Here is a 19,537-nt window from a genome sequence, read left to right on the forward strand (position 1 = left end):
AAATATACCCCGACGCCGATTAACGAAGGCTCTCCAGCAACTCTCTGTACCAGTCTTTGTCCAGTGACTGCTTCTCACGTCCGGCTTCCTTCACCTTGGCCACAATGGCCTCTGCTATACGGCGTTTATGCTCCGGGCTAACATCAAGCTTCCACCACTGTTCATAAAAGGCCTGAATGCGTCCTGCAACTTCCGAAGTCCTCAACGCCCGGATCTGGTTAATTAACTGATCAACCTTTCTGTCCTCTACGCCGGTAATGGGAGGAACTGACTCCAACCTCAATCGTCCGTAGCCGCTGGAGGTTTTCGCTCCTACGCCCAAGTTAAGGAGGGCGTACTGTAAAATCTCGAACGCCGCCTTTACCCAGGCATCTGGCCCTGCTAACGCCACCAGATATTTGCCCGTGGCCGACAGGAACGGGACCGGGTTCGGACTGTCCCAATCCGCCGGAGGCTTGTCCCCTTTTTGGTAGTACCCTTCATGATGGACAGTAATCACATCGGGGTATAAAAGCCTGGAACCAGGCAGGGGCAGCGCATCGAAAAAAATGACGTAGCCTGCGGTATCGGTATCGCCAAAAACTGTCTTATATGCCCCGGCGTTCGCCTGCCAATCATCCCCTAAATACTGACGGGCAAAGCTGGCGGCCAGTCCTTTGAGGGCACTACCGGGAATGTAGGGCACGCCATAGGTATGGTGCAATGCAACCGATGTTTCCAGGACGCTCTCTTCGCCCAAGCCCACGGCTATGCGCCCTAAAACCTCGGCCACCCTGCATGCGGCTCCATAATCTTGTAATACCCGCCGCCAACGCTCAAACCAGCGTGAGTACTCCTCCGGCACCGGTATATCAGATACCTCTCGCACTAGATCATGGCGGCTATCCTTATCCTCTCTAGCCTGATTGCGGATGAATTTGTCCAGCCAAAGCCCGGCGTTCGTCGTCGGCGTTTTTCGCGCGCTGACAAGGCAAGTCCGCCTCGTGCTCATTCGCCCACCCCCTCCCTGTCCGCGCCTGCCTCCACACCCAACACTGACTGGGCGAATCGCTTGTACCAGGCCAGTGCTGCTAGCACGTTGCGTGTGAGAAGCATATATTCAGGAAGTTCTGCTGTGCGGCTGCGAGCAAGCAGTTCTTCTTCGTTGACAACAGCAGCAATATCCCTGAGCAATTTCCTCCCGGCGGCACCGTCCCGGGCCTCAACGAACGCCAGCGCCTGCGCCAATCCCGCCGTGCGGACAAACACCGGCAACCTGTGAGCCAGGGAGCCGTAATTGTTACTCCCATCCTTTCCCAGCTCATCTCGTACCTGCATCACCTGCTCAAAAATCTTGGCGGCATACTCCTGGTTGCGTGTCTGCACGGCTAATTTCCCCCTATCATCCGAAGGCGACACAGGCCGCGACCGACCGTCGCCTTGCCACCTAACTGCAGCGGCTTTTCCATTAACCCGCTAAAGGTTTCAAACACCTCATCTGGTTTCGCCTTAACCGGGTTCGCGAGTATCAGCCCCGCAAGAACCGTCTCTGCCGGCAGGGCCTCTTCGTACCAGAGCCCGCCTGTTTCCACCGTTTTTGCGTCTTCGCGCAGCCTGACGCGGGCGAAGACTTCCGTCGCAGTATCAAGCAGGAAGCTCATCACGTCGTCATGCACAACGCAAAAACGCGCGTTTAGCATCTCCTGCCCGCTGGTGTCATCCGGGAAAACCTGTCTGTCAATCCACTCTGCCCACTCGCGCGCATCGCTATTGGTTTCGGCGGTCAGGTCCAGATCCTCCAGGATGACCTGGTTGTTCAGTACAATCGCAGAGCCGTCATTGGATACAAGGCAGGAAGTTTCCAGGGTGGGTACAGGGACACCCGAAGGTATGCTAGAAACCCCTACGTTTTCTGCATCCCGAAGGAAGCGGCGCAAAATGTAGGGTGATGTAACCCACGCAAACGTTCCCTTAAGGCTACGCACGGGCAACAAGAGCAGCCGCTGGTCCGAGATCTGGACTGAGCCGGCATGCTCGTGGGCGCTATCGGCATCGGGACCGAAAACCTTTTTCCGCATTTCATTATCCCTACAGGCATCGCGCAGTACCCCCTTAAGGGAAGAGCCAGGAAGGTAAGGCAGGCCCGTAGCCTTTTCGCGGGCCACTGGGAGATCGATCACCCCCACACCCTGCTCCGTCCCTGCGTGCAGAGAAGAAAGCGCGTACACGAAGAGCAAGCGTGCCTCCACCGTCATAACCTCCTCATTAGAGTTTCTTTAAAAAAGCCTGTAAGACATCTGGGATCCCATTGAGCGGCGATAACTCTTGAGCCTCTTGAGCCTCGATTGCCGCCTCCACCGGCCAGCTTATATCGACTTCTTCCTTTTTTCTAAGAATCAGGCTGTCTGGGAGCACCGTGACACCCGTTCCTTCTAAAACCACTGCCAGGCCAACAGCACCATCCGCGCAGGCTAACGGCCGCAAGATAAGGGGGCTGGCCAGGCGCTCGTAATCTCGACCCTGCAGTATAGTATCGTATGGGTCACCGATCTTCTCGTCCTTGAAATGAAATACAATCGGCAACCCGAAGGCCGCCCGCGGGAACTTCCTCACTGTCGAAAGGGACCTGGCGTGCCTGTCGCATCGACGGTCTGTAAGTCTTCTGATTTCATCCGGCTCGGGCCATTGGCTGCGCCCCGGCTGCCTTGGAGAGGCCCCTGGGTAGCGGCTCTGGCGAAAGTCTCGGAGGCATTTGACCAGATACTCCCAGGCGGCGATAGGGTCCGAACGCCTACCTGTAACTTTCATACGCGGATTCAAGGAAAGATGCGGCACGCTGGCAGGCCAGGTCCCGCTGACCACGTGCTTTTGCAGGCCTTTGCGAATTTTGGCTTCAACCTCATTGGCCCTGGATGGAGTAACGGGCTTGCCGTCAACACTAACCAGCTTCGACGCCCCAAAACCACGCCGCGTGCGGGCACCAATGCCGCCAAAAGTCTCCCAGGCCCAGAGCGCGGCTTCTACCTCCTCTCGCCGTTTTTCGGGATACGTGATCTTCAACGTAAAGCAGACCTTGGTGCGCACCGTTTTAGTTTGCATGCCGATACCGCCGGCCCGCATTTCCTTTTCCGACGGTTGCAAAGGAAATGCCGCGTAAGCGGGGGCTACAATTTCATTCGCTTTAACTTTCGGTTTTGGTTGGTCTTTACGCCCGTCTACCAAACCCGCGACAACCTCAAACGGGTGCTTGCTCTCCCCACTTTGTTCGATCGAGATCATAATCTCCACTTGGGACGGCATTGGTTTTCTCTCTGTGCTGGCTGCCCCCCAGAGTTCATCCTCCGCCTCTTTCATCGCCGCCAGATCGCCGTTGAAGCGCCCGCCCCGGCAGGCGCGCCACCAGAAACGCAGCTGCCCCCGAATTTCCGGGCCCCGGATGACCGTTACCGGATCGGTCTCTCCCGGCTCCACACCGCCACCAAACAGGGGGGTAATCAATTCGTAGCTGCGGATTTGGGTCACCAGCGGCACCATCTGACTGCCTATCACCCGTCGGCTAAGCTGAGGCTGGACAGGGGGCGGCACAGGTTCCCTACCGTTCCCATCTCCTGGTAGTCTTCTCATAGCTGCTCTCACACCTCCATCCGGTGAAATGTGCCGTCCCACACCCCAAGAACGGCAAGACCGAACCCGTCGCGGCGATCCTGCTCCTCGTCGCTGACACAGTGCATCCAAATGGTGTCTATCCACCTTTTAACCGCCGCGCTGTCACCATCAAGTTTCAGGAAGTACACCGTGCCTGCAGGCGCCAGGCGACGGGTGGGCTTACGCTCGCCCTTCGCGAAATCCCAGCCAGAAACAGTCTGACACCTCTTGAGCGCCACCGCCTGCAAGGACGGTATCACACCTTCCCGGCCTTCAAGGAGCCACGCCGGTTTCCAGCCCGCCTTGAAGTGTGCCGGCGTCAGCAGGATGAGGCGGCAGTGGCCCAGGGCAGCGATTCTCTCCTCCAGAGCTCCGGAAAGGGATGGAAGCGTTTCGTTGCTTCGCCGCCAAAAGACCAGGCGCCGTTCGCCGCCCAGAGGACCAATCCCTGGTTTCAGGCTGGGAGCGTCCGTAGCCACCGCCAGCCCCAGCCGCCGCGCCTTGGAAAGCGCCTGTTTTTCAGGCATATGAATAAACTCCAGACCCCGGGTTTGAAAAAGGGCGCCCCGCTCTTCATCTGCTGTTTGCGTATTCGGCCGTATACTTACATGCATCCGCGCCTCCCGCACCAGACCGTCATGTCCCAGGTCGGATAGAGAAACCTCATCACGTTCTTGGGGATTTAAAAGCCACTGTTGGAAGGAGTCCCAGTCCCAATATTGCGGTGCTTTGGTGGATGGCTTACGCGGATCCCGGTGGGGCATGCCTACCAGTGCCATAGCCTCTGGAAGGTTTGTGCCTGCTCCCGGCGGTAACTGTAAGGGGACAAGCTGCTTGATTTCTGCTTTGGCAGTATCAGCTGATTTAAGTTCGAGTAAAAGCGCGTCAGCAGGCGCCGGAACCAGCCAGCGGGTAACGTCCCCCGTGCCAGCATCCAACTCCACCAGCAGCGGCCCCCGGACATTAATCTGCTTCACCCGGGGAACCTCCCCGGGCTGGAAGCAACCTGACGCATCGAGCCCGTTGCGTGTGCGGACAGCCCCTGTAGTTGTCGAAGGAAAGGGAAAGGCTAGTGATTCCGCTCGCGCGCCGGGCACAGGCCCGAAGGGGCGGCCGTCGCGGGCAATAAGGGGATCGCGGGGTTCAATGATCCAGACGGTCATTTTTTATCACCTCGCCGGTTGAGGGTACAGGCAGGGGTATATTAGTCAGATCCATGGCGGCAGCAAATTCTCGGGCAATGATGAGTTCGTCAGCCAGTTGCTTAAGTTTTTCGAAAGAAAACCTATCCTTGTCAAGGAAAACCTCTAGCTCACTGAGAATATCTTCCGCTATTGGCTCAGTACCACGCCGGGCCTTCTTGCGGCGCAAAATACGCTTAGCCTCTGCGTACGCTGCTTTTTGAAGCGTACTCTTTAAATTTTCATCTGACGCCTCGAGCTGCCTGGCCAGGTCGCGTAGTTCGTAAGCGGCTCCATCAGGTACGGCTTCGGCTCGATGCAGGTCAATGAACCGTTCCAGCCGCCGGTCCAGGACGCCCCACGTATCTTTAACGGTCCGCTCCACCCCACCTCGTTTGCTGAGCGTTACCGCCAAGGCGTTTTTGCCACCTACGGATTTAGCGGCTTTTTCCGCTCGCCGCGCCAACTCAAGGGCATCAGAGAGGGGATCAAGATGGTGGACAACAGCAATGCCGACCGAAAGGGTAAGGGATATTTCCTTTCCGCCATCTTCTGCTTTAAAACCAGCAAACCGCTGGCGGAACGTCTCAGCCAGGCTACGGGCGCACGCCAGCACCGTGTGCAGGGGCACAAGAGCCAGCACATCATCGCCACCGGAATATAAAAGCGAACCCTGGTGGTGCTGTACTATATCTCGGACCTCTAGGGCAAAGCGGCTCTGAGAACGGGAAAGTTCTTGGTGCTTTTCGGGAGTTTCCTGGGTATCAATAACTTTACCCACGTGATCACCGTCGGCGAGGAGAAGCGTGTAATAAGGAAGCGGCTTTTTGCTGTCAAAGGCTTGTTTTAGGAAAGTGCGCAGCGCCTCTTTGGCTTGCAACAGTTTCCCTTCTTCTTCTTCTTTGAAAAATTCGCGCAGGCGCTCTTCAAATAACAACTGGCCGTCATGGGGACCAAATACGGGATGATGCAGCCACACCGTTTGCAGGGCATCCGCCGTGATGCCAAGTTCCTTCAATTTTCCGATGTATGCATCCACAAGAGGCTGGTGCTGGTTGGTGAGCCTTTCCAGCAAAGGGAGAGCAGCCACGTGGGAAGTACTGAAAAAATACTCCTCTGATCCGCGCCTCCCGTGACGTTTTAATAAACATACCCCGCACAGATACTCGCCACGCTGCACGCGGTAATTTTCATAAAGCTGGCTTTCATTCATCCGACTGTATACACTCCCGGTAATGACCGACTCCCGGCACCCGTCGAGAGAACATTTGGGAGCGGGGCTTCCCCACGTAATGGGCGCGAAGTTGCGCGTCACCTTCCGGGCGTTCAGGAGGGCTTCGGCGAAGTCACGCGCCTGTTTGTAGTTACCGTTAAAGGGGTAGGAAGCCCAGAAGAACTCAGGAAAGTCTTCCACCTGCCGCTTAGCAATTTCACGATCAAACCCGCCCTTAATCTTTTTGTAGGCATCATCACAAATTTCGCAAAGGCGCCTGAGTATGGCTTCCCGGACGGACTCGCGCAATTCCGCCGGATCGCACCTTACCCGGGCTACGACTTTGTTGGGCGCGTTGAAGTCGAAAGACTTCAACTGCTCTAACTTATCAGGGGCTGGAAACACAAGGCAGGAAATATCGTTCCCATTCTGCTGCACGATTTCCAGCGCGGCGGCCTTTGCCAGTTCACTCAACAACCACGAGCCAAACCAAAGATCGCGACTGCGCCGCGCGGTAGCGATGAAATCCTGAACCGGTCCAATGTGAAAAACGACAAGGTGCATCTCAGCCATAAGCCCCCATCCTTCCTCCTAAAACTAAGCCAGGCAAAGAATTTGTATCTTTCTATCACAGGACGCTACTGCGGATCTCCCTTCCCATGTCGCGCAAGGCTTGCAAGTCAACAACTTGCGCAACCTCGTACTGGGTACGGTCGTTGGGAGCTTGATAAACCCACAAGATCTTGGGGAAGCCTCCCCGCAGGCCGTGAATAGCGGCTAAAATAGTCGCGGCTCCAGGGGCAAGGCCTGGCAGAATAAGAACTATATTTTTCTCGGACCATTCCTCCAGAGCCAGACCCACCTCTTCAATCCACTTCTTCGCCTGAGGCTTTAGGTCTTCTTGAGCAAGAAAATGGACCGGCAGTTCAATTAACTCTTCTATGTGGACATGAAATCTCTCCCTGAGTTGTTCCTGCTGAAAACTGGTAAGCGGATGGCTACTGAAATTAATCGCGATGACTTCTGGAAATGCTGGGGCTTGCGCCATTTCGATGATTTCTTGAGGAGACGCCTTGAATGTAGCGGTACCACGGCGTATGAATACATCCTGCCGCTCAATCCCAGTACTCCCACGAATGAATTTATGTGGTCTCCCGGCGGAGCGGGCGATCGTTACTACGCCGATGTTGCGGCCAGTTTGGGGATGCAAAACTTGGGTAAACGCGATTTCTGGAGCCGGATCGCAATAATTGCTCAGTGCCACTATCATTTGTCTCTCCAGTTCGTCCGGATCCGATGGTGAAAAGCCCACTACGTAATTCTCTGGCAAGAACCGATCTCGGGGACATTTTGTGTTGTCCAAAACACCGATAATAACGTAACCGGTACCGCCCGGGGTGTTGGCAATGGCCGTAACGTCCTTGACAAACTCCGCCTGCTTCTCCCTTGTGGAAAGGTCCAAGGTTTGTTTGAGCTCTACCTTTGGCGCTTCGCGGCCAAGATCAACATATCTTTTAATGCGCCGCCAAATAGCCTCATTCACGATTCCTGCCCCTTTCTCAGAAAGCTATCACACACAGCACCTTGCCGCAGTTTTTCGTGAGCGATTCGTTTCGCAGGCATAAAGCAACCCACTTCCGCTGTTTCACTGTAATCCTCGTAATCCTTCGTATCTTCAAGTTCACCATTGTTTCGGTATCATTAGTTCCCCTCTCCTCTGCCTACCTTTTCCCCCGTGCTCCTTCCCGCACCGCCTGGAGGTTCACTATCTCGGCCACCTCGAAGCGGGGCGGTACGCTGTTGGCCACCGGCCGGAGGCGCACCACCGGCAGGAAGTAGCCACAACGCCCGTGCAGCTCGGCCAGGAGGGTCGCCGCGCTGAAGTTCAGAGACGGCGGGTTAATAAGAATGGGCAACGTCTGCCACTCCTCCGTTGTGAGTCCGGCCCGGTCCACCATGCCCACGACCTGGGGAACGATGGGCTGCTGGGGGTCGATCTGGGCGTCGATCTCGACCACCCGGTCCACCTTTCTCCCGGCAAGCTCTTCCAGTTGTTGCAACTGCTCCGCAGTAAGGGGATGGGAAAAGTTAAGGAGAATCAAGGTTTTTTATCCTCCCAGTTCTTTTTTCACCGTTTGTACCAGCTTTTCCGTGTCTTCTTTCGACAACTCTCCGTTTTGCGCTGAGAGAAGTTCGATTACCGTGATCCCATGCGCCCTTGCCAGCTCCATGTTGTTGAACTCATATTCCTGGTCTAAGATGAGAAACTTTTCGGTGTAGGTTATTTGCACCTTATCCCTCTTCCTCCGTGAAAACAAAGTAAGGCGCGAACTCGGCGATGAGCCGGGAGCGGTCGACGTTGCCCTCAGGGTACTCAAGCCACTCCCTCAGCTTCTCGTAGGCGGCGCCGAGTTGGTTGGCCACGGTCTGCTCCCCCTTGAAGAGGGCTCTGGCGATGGCCGCGTTATCCAAGCCTTTGCAGGCCAGGCGGACTACCTCCCGCTCGGCCGGGGTCAGCCAGCGGCGGATGAACTCCCCCTTCCGCCGTTCCCGGGCTTCGCGGCTCAGTTTCTCGTACCATTCCACGACCGCCGCCGGATCATCCAGCTCGGCCACCGTACGCATCAGCGTAGCCGCTTCGCTCCAGCGCAGTACCGGGACCGGCACGAGCCACACTTTCTCTCCCGGCGGCAGATGCAGGCGGCGCTCAGCGCCGGGCCGCCAGCCCTCGGTGACCAGATGCCAGGCACGGTCCTCGGGGCCGAAAAGGAGCTGAGCGACAACCACCGCCATGATCCCCATGACTTTGCGGCCGCCCGACACACACAGGTGCACAACCCGCCCTTGCTCCCGCGCCCGGCGGACCTCGGTGTAAAGAGCGCGCAGGAGGCCGCGCAGCTCATCCTCGCCCCGGAAATCGGCGACCGGGCCGCCGGGCACGGTCACCGGAACCGCCCGCAGCGTCACGCTGGGGTAGATTACACCGGAGAACTCCTCTTCCAGCACCGCCAGGGCCTCCCGGACACCGGCGTCCTCGGTGTGGACGGCTACTACCTCATCCACCGGCGCGCCTTCAGCCAGGAGACAGTCAAGAGTAATGGTCACCACCTGGGGTTCCACTCCCAGGGTACAGATCAAAGTAGCATGACGACCCGGAGCTCCCGACATCACAGGGGTCACTTTCATCCTGCCTCACTTCCGGCGGGGCGACCAGTTTATTCATTAACGTTTAGCGTAGTAATGTGTTACCTCTCTTGCCAAATGCTTGTTATTAGTTGAAGGGGATTTCGATGTCGCCGGGCGATTTCCTGCAGGATATTGTCGTTTTCCGCTGATTTACGCTGATATCGGAGAAATGCGAGATAATTCGGGGCTATTCGACAAATCGACCGCCGGCGGGCTGCTGGTTGGGATGCAAACTATGTCCGGTCGCGGCTCAGGCAATGGCCCCGGCGGGGCAGACCAGCCGGCATTCCATACACAGAATGCACTCGGTGTCCCGGACTTTCTTTCCCTGGCTGATGAAAGACATCACGTCAACATCCATCGGGCAGACACGATTACATTGACCGCACTTTACACAGGCCGCCTCCGGTTTTCCGGACGGTGCAATAGTGATCAGCGCCACCGCGGCCGGCGGTTTCATTACCAGGCACCGGGCAGACAAGCTTGCAGAAAGGCGGCCCAGCTCAGCCGCAGGAACTCCACGGTGCCGCAGTTGTGATCCACCAGGAAAAACGAATAAAGGCGCAGGCGGTAAAAGATGTATATTCCTGGGATGATCAGGAGCAAAAAGCCGACCGAGCTAACGACGAACCACACCACCGACGCCAGAAAGTACCGCCAGCCGAGCCGGATTTTCGGCCACCGTCGGCGGATCCCAGGAGCCCAGCTAATCCGTAAAGAGACCCCCTTGCCTGGCTTAGGCCACTCCTCTTTTTAGCCATCAGTTCATCCTCAGCCGCCAAATGCCCGGGCTACCCTGGAGTTTCTTCAGGTCTACGGCTTGCGGGTAGGTCAAAAGTCTGTCCAGGGCAGTCTTAATGCGCCTTTGGGTTTTCTTGTCCTGGTCGGCCAGGTCTTTCTGGGCCGGCTCGGTCACCTCAAGCCTCATAGTCCCATTTCCCTTTTGACCTGCTCCCAGGGCTTGGTCTTACCCTGAGCTATTGCCTTCTCCGCTTCGGCTACGGCTTTCTTGTCCTCTTCGGTTAACGGCTCATCGTCTTCTGGAGCCTTCTCCAGGGTGTGAAGCACGGGGTCTAGGAAGGCCTCCAGATCCCGCTCCCTTATCCGCCAGAGCCTTCCCGCTCTGACCCCCTTGAGTTTCCCCTGCCGCAGCCACTCCCAGATGCTTTTGGGGCTTACGGCCAAGCGCTCAGCAGCTTCTTCCGGGGGAATTCCATCCGGGTCAAGGCCAGCCTTCGGTTTTTCATCGGTCATCGGCCTCACCTCTGAACCAAATTTTCAGCACGCCGCCCTCCAGCACGGCGTTTTTGACCTCTTTTCCCGCCAGCGTGCGCGGCAGCAACATGTTGCGCTTGCAGTCCCCGGCCTGAACGTACAGTTCGTCGCCCTTCTGCGTCAGGGACACGTCCTTTTTGTCCACGAACGGCAGCCGGAGGGAAACCAGGTACCCGTCTTGGTCCTTTTCGATCGTCTGCGTCAGACCCCGGTAAAACAGCCGTGCGGGATCTTCCGCGCCGAAGCAGGCGCGGGCTAGCTCCCGCAAGGCGTCCGGTCCCACCATCCCCCGGTCGAACAGGGGCACGCGGAAAACCGGCAGGGGCGCGAAGCTCTCCTCGATCACCGTGACGTACCGCTCCTGCAACTCCTTCCAGACGCGGAAGTGCTCGTCCTTGAGCTCGGCGGGCTGCAACCGGTTGATCACCACCGCGTCGGTGGGAAAGCCGAACAGGTTTAGGGCCGTGCTTTTCCACTCGAAACGCGGTCCTTGTCCCGCAGCCGTTGGCGTGACGGCTGCCGTCAGGTGGGGGCTTAATCCTGGGTCTCTCCGAGAGTCAACCCAAGGCTCACCGCCAGCGCCCGATTTATCTCGCGCATTTTCTCTGAAGTGAGATTCCCCAGCTTGCGCACCAAGCGCAACTTGTCCACGGTCAACACCTGGGCGGCATTGGCCGTGCTGTCTTTCTCCAGTCCCCCTTCTCCAGCGCTTAACTTCACCAGGAAGGGGTAATCCTTGAGAGTAGTGGTCACTGCGATCACAATTGTGGTTGGGCCATACTTGTTGCCCACATCGTTTTGAACGACGACGGCGGGCCGACAGCCCGCCTGCTCACTTCCCCGCGCCGGGTTAAAGTTCACCAGGAAAACATCGCCACGTTTAATCTCCACCGCGAAACACCTCTGCTTGCGACGGAAGGAAAAGCTCGGCGTGGGCTTTGTGAAGCTCCGCCATTTCAAGATAGCCTTGCCTGAGCCGGACCTCCAGCTCCTCCTGCTCCGCACGCCGCAGCAGCTCGGCTACAGCGCCGCTTCTGGTGGTGGCCCATTTCCGGGCCAAGGAATCCAAAACGGAGAGAAGCTGTTCCGGCAAACTTACGGCGATTTTCGCGTTCACGGACTCCACCTCCTGCCACAAGCATATCATACCAAGAGGCATACTGGCAATCATACTTAGGGGAGAAATTCGTTTGTATTCGGCACGCCCTGGTAATTCATCTGGAGGCACACCTTGTTGGGCGCATTGAGGGGGTCGGAGTTCCCCAGCAAGCCGTATGAGATTCCAGTGCTGTCGGTGGAAAGAAATCTACTGTGAGTTTTATCGAGAGCGTACGCGAAAACGGCAAGGTGCGCCAAAAGACCGTGGCCAACCTGGGTCGTCTGGAAGAATTCCAGGAGCAAAAACTGGACCGACTCATCGAGGGCTTGGCCAAGTTCTCCAAGAAGCGCTGGATCCAGGCCGAGGCCGCCGATCTCCTGGTCCGGTCGGCCCGGGAGTGGGGCACGGAACTGGTCTTCGGCCACTTGTGGGACAAACTGGGCCTGGCCGGCCTGCTGGAACACCTGCTGGGCCGGACCGAAATCGACAGCCCGCTGGACAAAGCGGTCTACGTAATGGTCTTAAACCGCATAGGTTTGCGGGTTTTTGCCGAACCCCGGCGCAAGGGGGATTTGCAACCATTTTGCATAGTGGTCAGGGCTGGGAATTTGAAAAGGGTGGAGTGGTACAGGAATGATTGCGCCGCAAACGGGGAAAATATTCGAGACGGTTTTTGGGAAAGCAGGTGATAAATGTGAAAAGCGGTTTTACAGATCCGGAAGCCGTACTGGACCCCGCCGCGCAATACGGCGGGCCGGCTGTACAGATAGACGGGCTGACGAACTGCGACTCGTTTCCCGCACAACAACCAACCCCTGCGCAATCACCCGCGGCAGATGAAAACGTCAGCATCGGGTGCATTGCTTGCACAAGAGCACACTTTTCCACGATTGCCGGGACGCTTAAGGAGGCAATCCGGTTCGCCCGCGAGGACGACATCACCCACCCGGAGGTCCAGAGCAGGCTCGAGGCCGCGGAAGAAGAAGTCACAATCGTAGAAAGGCACGATTGGACCCCGGAGAAGACTCTCAACTCACCGCCCGGGGAAAAGCACGTGATACACCGGTTCTTTCCCGACCTTCGCAGGCTGCGGCAGCAAATCATGCAGATTACCACGGTCGACGACCTCGAACATGCGGCAGCCAATGCGGCGCTGCTATCCACCAACTTTAGACTGGCGGTGCTCGAGCTGCGCGGGGTCAACACCGACGGTTTTAAGGACGCCGCATCTAGACCCGGTGCCGGCTGGGCTATCGGGACAATTGCGCAATGGCACGATTCTTGCTAAAATGATAAGGGTGGTCTCTTGACAGTTTACGGGCTGGTGTAGCTCAGCGGCAGAGCAGCTGATTCGTAATCAGCAGGCCGTCGGTTCGAATCCGACCACCAGCTCCAATGAAGCAAAGGCCTCCGGGAATCTAACCCGGAGTTTTGTTTTTGAGCCTGGACTTCTCCGGGGAGACTGCCTAATAGATCAAAACTTAGGAAACATTCCGTTGTATCTGACGAGCTTTGAAAACATGGCGGGCAACAGGGATGGCTTGAGCAAGTTCCGGTCTACTGGCGCTTCTCCGGTAAGTGACAGTACTTAAGGCCGGGCCCGGAGTGGGCCGGGCCGCGGCCTAGAACCGCACACTCGGGCGCCACTTGTCAAGCACGCCCAGGAAGATGTGTGCCAGTCCAAAACCCAGGATCATCGCCCCCAAGCGTCCGCCGATGAGGCGTCCAAGGGTCGAGACACCGACGCCGAGTCCCATTACCGCTTTACTGGTCATGTCACCCTTCAACGTCGCCCACTCCCTTCAGGTTTGTGTTAGCGTGCCCGGCAAACGGTCCCGTGATGCCGGGAACCTCAATGGATAAATCAGTTAAAGGAAAAGCCTGGATTCAGCGAGAAACTAAGACCAGGAACGATATACGAGGTGGCTCGGGATGGTCAAGCCTGTTGGACCCGTGGGGGACGGCGGCGGGCTGCACCTGTTCCGGAACCTGGCTCCCGGTCAGGTGGTCCGCCTGCAACTGGTGGAGCCGGGACTGAACGGGGGGATCGTCGGCCTGGACGGCCGGCTTTTCCGGGCGGCCGGTGCTCTCCCGGCGCGCCCCGGGGAACACTTCTGGGCGATAGTCGAAAAGGTGCAGTCCGACCAGATCACGGTCCGGCACCTGGCCCCGCTGGAGGCTGGAAAGCCCGGGCTGCCCGCGGGGGAACTGGTGCGTGCGCTCGGTCTTCCGCCTGGGGCGGACACGGAGGTGTTGCTCAGAGAGTTGTTGCGCTGGCGGTTGCCGGTCGACCGGGAACTGATACTGCGGGTTCTGGCGATGGGTCGCGATCTGCCCCAGTATGGCGGCAAGGATTTGTGGCCGGTTCTGGCCTGGCTGCAGGTGCTGGAACTGCCTTCGCGCCCGGGAGCCCTGGCCAAAATCGTGGCGTACGTCCTAGGTTGGGATCCGGACCCGGAGGGCCAGGAACTGCTCAACCAGGGCCGTTCAAGGTCCGGGCGTGATGTGGTGCAGGCGCTGGCGTTAAACGGCGGGGAGCGGCTGCAGGGCCAGGTGTACCTGGTCTTCCCCGGTGGCGGGTCGGAACTGGAGGCCGGCGTAAAAGTTGCGCTGCACCTGCGGTCCGGTGTGTTCGGGGAGTTCTGGGTGAGCCTCGAAATGGATCGCACGGGACTGGGCGGGCGGTTGATCATACCTGAGGCCCGGTGGGCGGCCCGGTTTCAGGAGGCGGTTCCGTTGCTGGAAGATCGGTTGGCCGATCTGGGGTACCAGGTACGGCCGTTCACGGTGGAGACCCGCCGGGTGGGTTCCGTGGCGGAGTTGTTCGCGGGCGCCGTGGGCCCTGTGTACGTACCCCTGGACATCCGGGTGTGATTTGGAGTGAGGATGTGGGATAGTGAAGCGGGAACGGAAGTCCGGCGAAACACGGAGGCCGGACAAACCCCGGGTAGCGGCTGCACTGACCTACGAGGACGGACCTGACGCCGTTCCCCGGGTGGTTGCCGTGGGCAAGGGCCTGTTTGCGGCCCGGATTGAGGAGGTGGCGCGGGCGTCCGGTGTGCCGGTGTACCGGGATCCGCAGTTGGCCTGGACGTTGGCCGGGCTGGGCCTTGACCGCGAAATCCCGCCGGAGTTATACCAAGTTGTGGCGCAAGTGATCGCCTGGGTATATTATCTGGAGGACCGACAACCGCCGGTTGGAGCCGGGGGCGGAAGGCAGGGAGATAGATGGGAGAACAACCGACGATGAGTGAAGTGGTGATTTACACCGACGGGGCTTGTTCCGGGAACCCAGGGCCCGGAGGCTGGGCCGCCGTAATCCTGGACGGGGTCGCCCGGCGGGAACTTACCGGGTCAGACCCGAAAACGACCAACCAGCGGATGGAACTCCTGGCGGCGATCAGGTCTTTGCAGGCCCTGGGGGAAGAGCCGCGGCGGGTCACCCTGTACAGTGACTCGGCTTACCTGGTGAACTGTTTCCGGGACCGGTGGTATGAACGCTGGGAGCAAAATGGCTGGGTGAACGCCAAGAAGCAACCCGTTCAGAACCGGGACCTCTGGGAAGAACTGCTGCGCCTTGCCCGGCGGCACCGGGTCACGTTCCGGAAGATCAAGGGGCACGGCAGCAACGAGTTGAACAACCGTGCCGACGCTCTGGCCCGGGGGGCTCTTCCCCCTGGCGCTCGCTGACGCGGCGCCCGACCCGCTAACGCGGGTACCCCGAGCGGGTACACGCGGGTACCCCGGGCGCCGCGCTGCCCGCGTCCGCGCTGCCTAATTGCCCGTATAGCTGGTACCGTGTATCAAACGGTAGATCCCGTCTTCGAGTTCCCGGGCGAACTGGGCGCTGATGTCCGGTGAACCGGGGACCAGGTCGAACATCACCTCGACCTCGAAGTTGTCAAACACAAAGAGTTCCAGGCGCGACAAGGCGATCACGCCGTTTCGGTGCCGGGCCTGCTCGCGTTCCAGTGCTTCTTCCACCAGGCGGTTGACTTCCAGAAGGGGTATCTTGATCATCACCGGGCTTCCTTTCACAAAACTAAGAATGGCGAAACCGGGTCAAACCGGGTAGGAAAAAGCCCACCCTGACAGCGGGCGGGCTTTGCCGTTCTCGGGTCGCCTGCCCTGGTCAGCTCTTGGTCTTGCTCAACCTGAGGTCGATGAACCGGTCCTTCAGCTTGGACATCACCAGGGGCATTGTCGTGTACTCCATTTCGTCCAAGGGCAGGCGGTGCGGTTCGAAGGGCCCGAGGCTCCGCATGTAGTCGGCGATTTCGTTGCACAGGGCCCGCGCCCGGTCGAAGGCAGGATCGTCGAACATATCCTGTGGGCCGATCAACTTGCCCTGCGCCAACTGGAAGCCCAGCGCCACCACGCGGGGCGGGCCGTCAAACCGGGTTGGGCAGGAATTGGTGACCGAAACGGGCATCAGCGGCCCGCTGTGGGAACCGCGCATCCACCCGGAGACCAGGTGCGGGCGGGCGAACGCCTCCAGCACCTCGCCGACCGCCGGGAAGCCGCTCTGGCAGCGGATGATGCACACCGGGTCGTCCTTGCCCACGTAGCGCCCGGCCATCAGGTTCAGCCGCTGGGTGCTGGACGAAGCCGCGATCTGACCGTTGGCCTTGTGGAAAACCCGCTTGATCGCGTAGCGCCCGGGCGCGCCGATGAAAACCAGCATGTCGTAAATGTCCTCAGGCGCGGAGAAGATGATTTTCTTATGTGCGATGAGGTCGCGCACCTCGAAGTTGAAGCCGCCGTGCATGTTCGGGTCTATCACCAGGCCAATGGTGTTGAACGGGTCGGCGAAGATCCGGTAGAGCGGCAGGTTCCAGGCGCCGGGCTCGGTCTTGTCGGCCATGAGCACGATGACCGGCTCGCTCTTGCGCTCCACGACCTCAATCTCCGCCACACCGGGTCCAAGCCCCTTGATGTTGCCCGAGAAAGCGTCCCCCAGGAGATCTTGGCCGGCGCCGTACAGCTTGAGCTTCTTGGCGACCTCGGTGCAAGCCACGAAGGTGTCCCATGCTAACTGGTGAATCTCGCCGTTGTTGCGTCCCAACTCGTGTGTGAGAATCAAGTTGATATCGTCACCAACGTGAGTCACGTGGAAGTCTATCAACAGCGGGCTGCCCGAGAGAATGCCCTTGGCCTTTTCCAGCAACTCCGGGTGGACTCCGGAATGCCCCACAAACCCACCAATGTCCGCTTTGATAACGGAGAGTGTGACTGTCTTGTCCATGTTCTCCTCCCCCTGCATCTTGTGCTGAAGTCTGCCATACTATTTCTACGTTACGTTGGAATATCCTTTAGAATACCACATGAAAGTCCCTCGTCTTTTCGCCATTTGCCGCCACGGACCGGCTATTTGACCGTAGGCGCCGAATAGGGGCGGAGGGAGCGGAAAACGACCTCGCGGGCGAAATCCAGGTTCCGCCAGCCGCGAACGAGGGTCTGCTTGTGCTCCAGGTCCTTGTAGATGGTGAAGAAGTACTCGATCTCCCGGAGGCGGTGGGCGTCAACGTCCGCCAGGGTGCGGAACCGGTCCATGCGCGGGTCCCGTGCCGCCGCCGCCAGGATCTTGACGTCCCGGCCCTTCTCGTCGGCCATTTCCAGGGCACCCAGCACGCGGGCCTCGACCAGGCAACCGGGGAAGGTGGCCGTGGAGATCATCACCATCACGTCCAGCTCGTCGCCGTCCTCGGCCAGAGTATTTGGGATGAACCCGTAATCGGTGGGGTAGTGCACCGGCGAGTACAGCACTCGGTCCAGGCGCATAATCCCCCGCCGCCGGTCATATTCGTACTTGTTGGAACTGCCCCGGGGAATCTCGATGGTCACTTCGACCTCCAGGGGCGTTTTGGCGTGGGGTATGAACATTTTTGAGTCACCTCCACCCTTAGCTTGCCCCGGCCGCGCCGCCCGTACCAGTCGCCCGCGAAACCGGGTTGCGGGGTACCGCCGCGGTGTTTACAATTGATGCGGGAGGTGGGAGCGTGTTCAAGCGGTACGCACTGTACCTGCTGCGCTGGCAGCTGTCCACGCCGGTTCTGGCCGTGGTGCTGCTCTGGCTGAGCAACTTTCACGTGACCTTCGCCACTGTCGTCGCCAATTTGATCGGCGGCCTGATATTCTTCTGGGTCGACAAGTTCATCTTCACCTCGCCTGTCCTGGCGCCCCAGTGGGAGATCCGGGAGAAAGTGGCCTGTGCGGACTGCGGCCGGGTGGCCCGGGGCTTTCGCCTGGTGCGCACGAAGAACTACGACAAGACCCGGGACAAACACCCGGAGTTTCGCTGCACCGACTGTTCCGACCGCAAACTGGACGAACTGCGGCAGCGGGGCGTCAAACTCGACTAACCCCCCAAAAAGGGGCCAGGCCCCTTTTTACCTTCTTTGACTTTCTGAAAAAAATGGGGCCTGACCGACCTGACTCCTTTTTGCCTTCCAAGATAAGGTTTCACAGTGAGAGTCCTTTTCAATCGGATGACACCTTAGCCTAAGGGAAGCATATGCTTTCACTGAGGGGAAGGAAGTAAAGGAGTTAATGAAGCGGTCTAACCTTTTTGGGGACATACCGAAAATGCGGGAAAGGTGTCTGACGTCTTTTTCGGGTGGCTCATGGGGGGGATGGTGGTGTGGAGGTTGTGGAAACGGCTGACGACCGGGCATGGACCCCGCGGGCTGGTCCTGGTGCTGGCCTCCGGGGGCGTGCTCTGGCTCGGCTCGAGTTTCAGGGACATACCCCTACCCACCGCCGGTGACGGTGTCACGGAGGGGTTTTTTACTTTTCTATCCGCGCTCGGCGCGGTAGAGGAGAGGGGACTGGCCGATTTCTTGGCTGCCGCTGCCGGGCTGGTTTTCTCCATAGCCTTGCTGGGGGGCGCGCTCTACCGGGAAGTATTGGCCCTGATCACCGACCGCCCGGCGCTCCCGCCGGGACGCTGGCTGTTCCGGGCCGCATTCGCCGCCGGGCCGCTCGGGGTGTTCCTCTACGTGGGCGCGCAGTGGCTCACCGTGTTTACCGCCGGCCTGCTGCTGCTCTTCAGTCTGATTTTGGTCATTTCCGCCCTTCGGTCGGCCCGCGTGCCGCGGCGCCTGGGATGGAGGATGGGAGTGCCTCCTCCCGGCAGACGCTAGACCGTGCGGACGAAAAACCGGGTGTTGTGTTGGTTAAAACCTTTCGCTACTCGAGCGCGCCCGATGCCTCCAGCCAAGGCGCGCGCCCCGGCGCTCATGGTCACCAGTATTAGCCATCTTGTGATTGCTTGCAGGCCGGCTCACGGGCGCACCTGAATCGGGAGTTGACCGGAATCCACCAAATGGCCTAAATTGGGTATAACAAGCAAATTCAGGGCAAAAGCACCAAAGATTGAAGCAGGGAAGGAGTGCGGTGATGGATTCTGTTACTGTGAAAGACATTATGACTACCAGAGTGGTCACCGTGGAAATGGACGATTCGATTGGCTTGATTCTGGAGATATTCAAGCATGCCGGGTTCCACCATGTGTTGGTCGTAAGTCCTGAAACCGGGGCATTTGTTGGAATCATCTCGGACCGAGACGTGTATCGCAATGTTAGTTGCTTTATTGGGACTCTATCGGAGCAAGCCCGTGACCAGAACACACTGAGAAAAAAGGCACACCATATCATGACCAGAAACCTGATTACCGCCACCGAAGATATGACTGTCAAGCAAGCTGCCGAGTTAATGCTGGCCAATAAGATTTCCTGCCTGCCGGTTCTTTGCGCGGATCGGACAATAAGAGGCATTGTCACCTGGAAAGACCTCCTGCGGTACGCTTTTGATTTGCCGAAACATAAACCTACTCCCCAAGATTTCTCCCGAAAACAAGGTAGTGAGAAAATCAAGGAAGGGAAAAGTCAAGCAATTGTCCCTTCGACAAAAACTAACAGAAACTCTGAAGGAAATAGTTGCTAGGTGTCGAATTCAAAA

The 19,537-nt window shown here is 58.5% G+C and carries 29 protein-coding genes and 1 tRNA gene; 9 read left to right on the forward strand and 21 right to left on the reverse strand.

Annotated elements, in window-relative coordinates:
* Positions 1-19 precede the first annotated feature (19 nt).
* The 17 genes from cmr6 to DAUD_RS09260 all read right to left on the reverse strand — a co-directional run bounded on the left by cmr6 (position 20) and on the right by DAUD_RS09260 (position 11,596).
* On the reverse strand, positions 20-991 hold the full coding sequence (gene cmr6 / locus DAUD_RS09190) for a type III-B CRISPR module RAMP protein Cmr6 (RefSeq protein WP_012302890.1): 972 nt from the start codon (positions 989-991) through the stop codon (positions 20-22).
* Positions 988-1,365: a type III-B CRISPR module-associated protein Cmr5 gene (gene cmr5 / locus DAUD_RS09195; RefSeq protein WP_012302891.1), complete on the reverse strand. Its 378-nt coding sequence runs from the start codon at positions 1,363-1,365 to the stop codon at positions 988-990. Before cmr5 ends, cmr6 begins: the two co-directional genes overlap by 4 nt.
* A gap of 2 nt (positions 1,366-1,367) precedes the next feature.
* Positions 1,368-2,234, reverse strand: coding sequence for a type III-B CRISPR module RAMP protein Cmr4 (gene cmr4, locus DAUD_RS09200; RefSeq protein ID WP_012302892.1), 867 nt, complete (start codon positions 2,232-2,234; stop codon positions 1,368-1,370).
* 10 nt (positions 2,235-2,244) lie between these two features.
* The gene (gene cmr1 / locus DAUD_RS09205; RefSeq protein ID WP_242647842.1) at positions 2,245-3,513 is read right to left on the reverse strand and encodes a type III-B CRISPR module RAMP protein Cmr1; all 1,269 of its coding nucleotides are present in this window, start codon (positions 3,511-3,513) and stop codon (positions 2,245-2,247) included.
* 98 nt (positions 3,514-3,611) lie between these two features.
* A complete protein-coding gene (locus DAUD_RS09210) occupies positions 3,612-4,787 on the reverse strand; it encodes a type III-B CRISPR module-associated protein Cmr3 (RefSeq protein ID WP_012302894.1) in 1,176 nt (391 codons plus the stop codon).
* The gene (gene cas10 / locus DAUD_RS09215; RefSeq protein WP_012302895.1) at positions 4,768-6,591 is read right to left on the reverse strand and encodes a type III-B CRISPR-associated protein Cas10/Cmr2; all 1,824 of its coding nucleotides are present in this window, start codon (positions 6,589-6,591) and stop codon (positions 4,768-4,770) included. Before cas10 ends, DAUD_RS09210 begins: the two co-directional genes overlap by 20 nt.
* A 55-nt stretch (positions 6,592-6,646) precedes the next feature.
* On the reverse strand, positions 6,647-7,561 hold the full coding sequence (csx15, locus tag DAUD_RS09220) for a CRISPR-associated protein Csx15 (RefSeq protein ID WP_012302896.1): 915 nt from the start codon (positions 7,559-7,561) through the stop codon (positions 6,647-6,649).
* A 178-nt stretch (positions 7,562-7,739) separates the two neighbouring features.
* Positions 7,740-8,120, reverse strand: coding sequence for a CRISPR-associated protein Csx15 (gene csx15, locus DAUD_RS09225; RefSeq protein ID WP_012302897.1), 381 nt, complete (start codon positions 8,118-8,120; stop codon positions 7,740-7,742).
* Positions 8,121-8,126: 6 nt separating this feature from the next.
* Entirely contained in the window at positions 8,127-8,309 is a 183-nt protein-coding gene (locus tag DAUD_RS09230; protein ID WP_041570923.1) for a hypothetical protein, read from the reverse strand.
* A 1-nt stretch (position 8,310) separates the two neighbouring features.
* On the reverse strand, positions 8,311-9,204 hold the full coding sequence (locus DAUD_RS09235; protein ID WP_166485173.1) for a CRISPR-associated ring nuclease: 894 nt from the start codon (positions 9,202-9,204) through the stop codon (positions 8,311-8,313).
* Positions 9,205-9,454: 250 nt separating this feature from the next.
* Positions 9,455-9,664 carry a 4Fe-4S dicluster domain-containing protein gene (locus DAUD_RS09240; RefSeq protein WP_041570924.1) on the reverse strand — a complete coding sequence of 70 codons (210 nt, stop codon included), beginning with the start codon at positions 9,662-9,664 and terminating at the stop codon, positions 9,455-9,457.
* A complete protein-coding gene (locus tag DAUD_RS12560) occupies positions 9,664-9,843 on the reverse strand; it encodes a hypothetical protein (RefSeq protein ID WP_166485174.1) in 180 nt (59 codons plus the stop codon). Before DAUD_RS12560 ends, DAUD_RS09240 begins: the two co-directional genes overlap by 1 nt.
* A gap of 121 nt (positions 9,844-9,964) precedes the next feature.
* Positions 9,965-10,132: a type II toxin-antitoxin system RelE family toxin gene (locus DAUD_RS12565; protein ID WP_166485175.1), complete on the reverse strand. Its 168-nt coding sequence runs from the start codon at positions 10,130-10,132 to the stop codon at positions 9,965-9,967.
* Positions 10,129-10,458: a helix-turn-helix domain-containing protein gene (locus DAUD_RS09245; protein ID WP_012302899.1), complete on the reverse strand. Its 330-nt coding sequence runs from the start codon at positions 10,456-10,458 to the stop codon at positions 10,129-10,131. Before DAUD_RS09245 ends, DAUD_RS12565 begins: the two co-directional genes overlap by 4 nt.
* On the reverse strand, positions 10,448-11,005 hold the full coding sequence (locus DAUD_RS09250) for an ArsA family ATPase (protein ID WP_083756654.1): 558 nt from the start codon (positions 11,003-11,005) through the stop codon (positions 10,448-10,450). Before DAUD_RS09250 ends, DAUD_RS09245 begins: the two co-directional genes overlap by 11 nt.
* Positions 11,006-11,013: 8 nt before the next feature.
* The gene (locus tag DAUD_RS09255) at positions 11,014-11,370 is read right to left on the reverse strand and encodes a type II toxin-antitoxin system PemK/MazF family toxin (protein WP_012302900.1); all 357 of its coding nucleotides are present in this window, start codon (positions 11,368-11,370) and stop codon (positions 11,014-11,016) included.
* Complete coding sequence (locus DAUD_RS09260; RefSeq protein ID WP_200858705.1) at positions 11,360-11,596, reverse strand: ribbon-helix-helix domain-containing protein; 237 nt, start codon at positions 11,594-11,596, stop codon at positions 11,360-11,362. The genes DAUD_RS09255 and DAUD_RS09260 overlap by 11 nt, the downstream gene beginning before the upstream one ends.
* Positions 11,597-11,790: 194 nt before the next feature.
* Here DAUD_RS09260 and DAUD_RS09265 point away from each other — a divergent pair, with 194 nt between their 5' ends.
* The 3 genes from DAUD_RS09265 to DAUD_RS09275 all read left to right on the forward strand — a co-directional run bounded on the left by DAUD_RS09265 (position 11,791) and on the right by DAUD_RS09275 (position 12,973).
* The gene (locus DAUD_RS09265; RefSeq protein ID WP_012302902.1) at positions 11,791-12,267 is read left to right on the forward strand and encodes a hypothetical protein; all 477 of its coding nucleotides are present in this window, start codon (positions 11,791-11,793) and stop codon (positions 12,265-12,267) included.
* A 5-nt stretch (positions 12,268-12,272) separates the two neighbouring features.
* Positions 12,273-12,866: a hypothetical protein gene (locus tag DAUD_RS09270; RefSeq protein ID WP_041570925.1), complete on the forward strand. Its 594-nt coding sequence runs from the start codon at positions 12,273-12,275 to the stop codon at positions 12,864-12,866.
* 32 nt (positions 12,867-12,898) lie between these two features.
* Positions 12,899-12,973: transfer RNA gene (locus tag DAUD_RS09275), tRNA-Thr, on the forward strand.
* Positions 12,974-13,200: 227 nt separating this feature from the next.
* Here DAUD_RS09275 and DAUD_RS12570 read toward each other — a convergent pair.
* Positions 13,201-13,365, reverse strand: a complete 165-nt coding sequence (locus tag DAUD_RS12570; protein ID WP_166485176.1) for a hypothetical protein — start codon at positions 13,363-13,365, stop codon at positions 13,201-13,203.
* Between the two features lie 145 nt (positions 13,366-13,510).
* Between DAUD_RS12570 and DAUD_RS09280 the strand changes: the two genes are divergently transcribed.
* Genes DAUD_RS09280 through rnhA form a run of 3 tightly spaced genes read left to right on the forward strand, consistent with a single transcriptional unit; the run spans position 13,511 to position 15,268 of the window.
* On the forward strand, positions 13,511-14,452 hold the full coding sequence (locus DAUD_RS09280; RefSeq protein WP_012302904.1) for a hypothetical protein: 942 nt from the start codon (positions 13,511-13,513) through the stop codon (positions 14,450-14,452).
* Between the two features lie 22 nt (positions 14,453-14,474).
* Complete coding sequence (locus DAUD_RS11685) at positions 14,475-14,828, forward strand: EscU/YscU/HrcU family type III secretion system export apparatus switch protein (protein WP_012302905.1); 354 nt, start codon at positions 14,475-14,477, stop codon at positions 14,826-14,828.
* Entirely contained in the window at positions 14,825-15,268 is a 444-nt protein-coding gene (rnhA, locus tag DAUD_RS09290) for a ribonuclease HI (protein ID WP_041570926.1), read from the forward strand. The genes DAUD_RS11685 and rnhA overlap by 4 nt, the downstream gene beginning before the upstream one ends.
* Positions 15,269-15,352: 84 nt before the next feature.
* Here the strand turns inward: rnhA and DAUD_RS09295 are convergent, their stop codons facing one another.
* The 3 genes from DAUD_RS09295 to DAUD_RS09305 form a co-directional block, all read right to left on the reverse strand.
* Positions 15,353-15,598 (reverse strand): hypothetical protein, encoded by a 246-nt coding sequence (locus tag DAUD_RS09295; protein ID WP_012302907.1) that lies wholly within the window; start codon positions 15,596-15,598, stop codon positions 15,353-15,355.
* Positions 15,599-15,710: 112 nt separating this feature from the next.
* Positions 15,711-16,823, reverse strand: a complete 1,113-nt coding sequence (fbp, locus tag DAUD_RS09300; RefSeq protein WP_012302908.1) for a fructose-1,6-bisphosphate aldolase/phosphatase — start codon at positions 16,821-16,823, stop codon at positions 15,711-15,713.
* Positions 16,824-16,945: 122 nt separating this feature from the next.
* Positions 16,946-17,461, reverse strand: a complete 516-nt coding sequence (locus DAUD_RS09305; protein WP_012302909.1) for an inorganic diphosphatase — start codon at positions 17,459-17,461, stop codon at positions 16,946-16,948.
* A gap of 116 nt (positions 17,462-17,577) precedes the next feature.
* Between DAUD_RS09305 and DAUD_RS09310 the strand changes: the two genes are divergently transcribed.
* The 3 genes from DAUD_RS09310 to DAUD_RS09320 all read left to right on the forward strand — a co-directional run bounded on the left by DAUD_RS09310 (position 17,578) and on the right by DAUD_RS09320 (position 19,522).
* Positions 17,578-17,940 (forward strand): CrcB family protein, encoded by a 363-nt coding sequence (locus DAUD_RS09310; protein ID WP_041570927.1) that lies wholly within the window; start codon positions 17,578-17,580, stop codon positions 17,938-17,940.
* 276 nt (positions 17,941-18,216) lie between these two features.
* Positions 18,217-18,720: a hypothetical protein gene (locus DAUD_RS09315; RefSeq protein ID WP_166485177.1), complete on the forward strand. Its 504-nt coding sequence runs from the start codon at positions 18,217-18,219 to the stop codon at positions 18,718-18,720.
* Between the two features lie 256 nt (positions 18,721-18,976).
* Positions 18,977-19,522: a CBS domain-containing protein gene (locus tag DAUD_RS09320; protein WP_012302912.1), complete on the forward strand. Its 546-nt coding sequence runs from the start codon at positions 18,977-18,979 to the stop codon at positions 19,520-19,522.
* The last annotated feature ends 15 nt before the right edge of the window (positions 19,523-19,537 follow it).

Origin of the sequence: Candidatus Desulforudis audaxviator MP104C (assembly GCF_000018425.1) — a bacterium.
Taxonomy (GTDB): Bacteria; Bacillota; Desulfotomaculia; order Desulfotomaculales; family Desulforudaceae; genus Desulforudis; species Desulforudis audaxviator.

Coding starts and splice junctions, on each gene's coding strand:
- cas10 (WP_012302895.1), bottom strand. CDS start 6,591: ATGGCTGAGATGCACCTTGTCGTTTTTCACATTGGACCGGTTCAGGAT.
- cmr1 (WP_242647842.1), bottom strand. CDS start 3,513: ATGGTGCCGCTGGTGACCCAAATCCGCAGCTACGAATTGATTACCCCC.
- DAUD_RS09295 (WP_012302907.1), bottom strand. CDS start 15,598: ATGATCAAGATACCCCTTCTGGAAGTCAACCGCCTGGTGGAAGAAGCA.
- DAUD_RS09320 (WP_012302912.1), top strand. CDS start 18,977: ATGGATTCTGTTACTGTGAAAGACATTATGACTACCAGAGTGGTCACC.
- DAUD_RS09210 (WP_012302894.1), bottom strand. CDS start 4,787: ATGACCGTCTGGATCATTGAACCCCGCGATCCCCTTATTGCCCGCGAC.
- fbp (WP_012302908.1), bottom strand. CDS start 16,823: ATGGACAAGACAGTCACACTCTCCGTTATCAAAGCGGACATTGGTGGG.
- DAUD_RS09235 (WP_166485173.1), bottom strand. CDS start 9,204: ATGAAAGTGACCCCTGTGATGTCGGGAGCTCCGGGTCGTCATGCTACT.
- DAUD_RS09240 (WP_041570924.1), bottom strand. CDS start 9,664: ATGAAACCGCCGGCCGCGGTGGCGCTGATCACTATTGCACCGTCCGGA.
- DAUD_RS12565 (WP_166485175.1), bottom strand. CDS start 10,132: ATGAGGCTTGAGGTGACCGAGCCGGCCCAGAAAGACCTGGCCGACCAG.
- DAUD_RS09305 (WP_012302909.1), bottom strand. CDS start 17,461: ATGTTCATACCCCACGCCAAAACGCCCCTGGAGGTCGAAGTGACCATC.
- DAUD_RS09280 (WP_012302904.1), top strand. CDS start 13,511: ATGGTCAAGCCTGTTGGACCCGTGGGGGACGGCGGCGGGCTGCACCTG.
- cmr4 (WP_012302892.1), bottom strand. CDS start 2,234: ATGACGGTGGAGGCACGCTTGCTCTTCGTGTACGCGCTTTCTTCTCTG.
- rnhA (WP_041570926.1), top strand. CDS start 14,825: ATGAGTGAAGTGGTGATTTACACCGACGGGGCTTGTTCCGGGAACCCA.
- cmr6 (WP_012302890.1), bottom strand. CDS start 991: ATGAGCACGAGGCGGACTTGCCTTGTCAGCGCGCGAAAAACGCCGACG.
- DAUD_RS09245 (WP_012302899.1), bottom strand. CDS start 10,458: ATGACCGATGAAAAACCGAAGGCTGGCCTTGACCCGGATGGAATTCCC.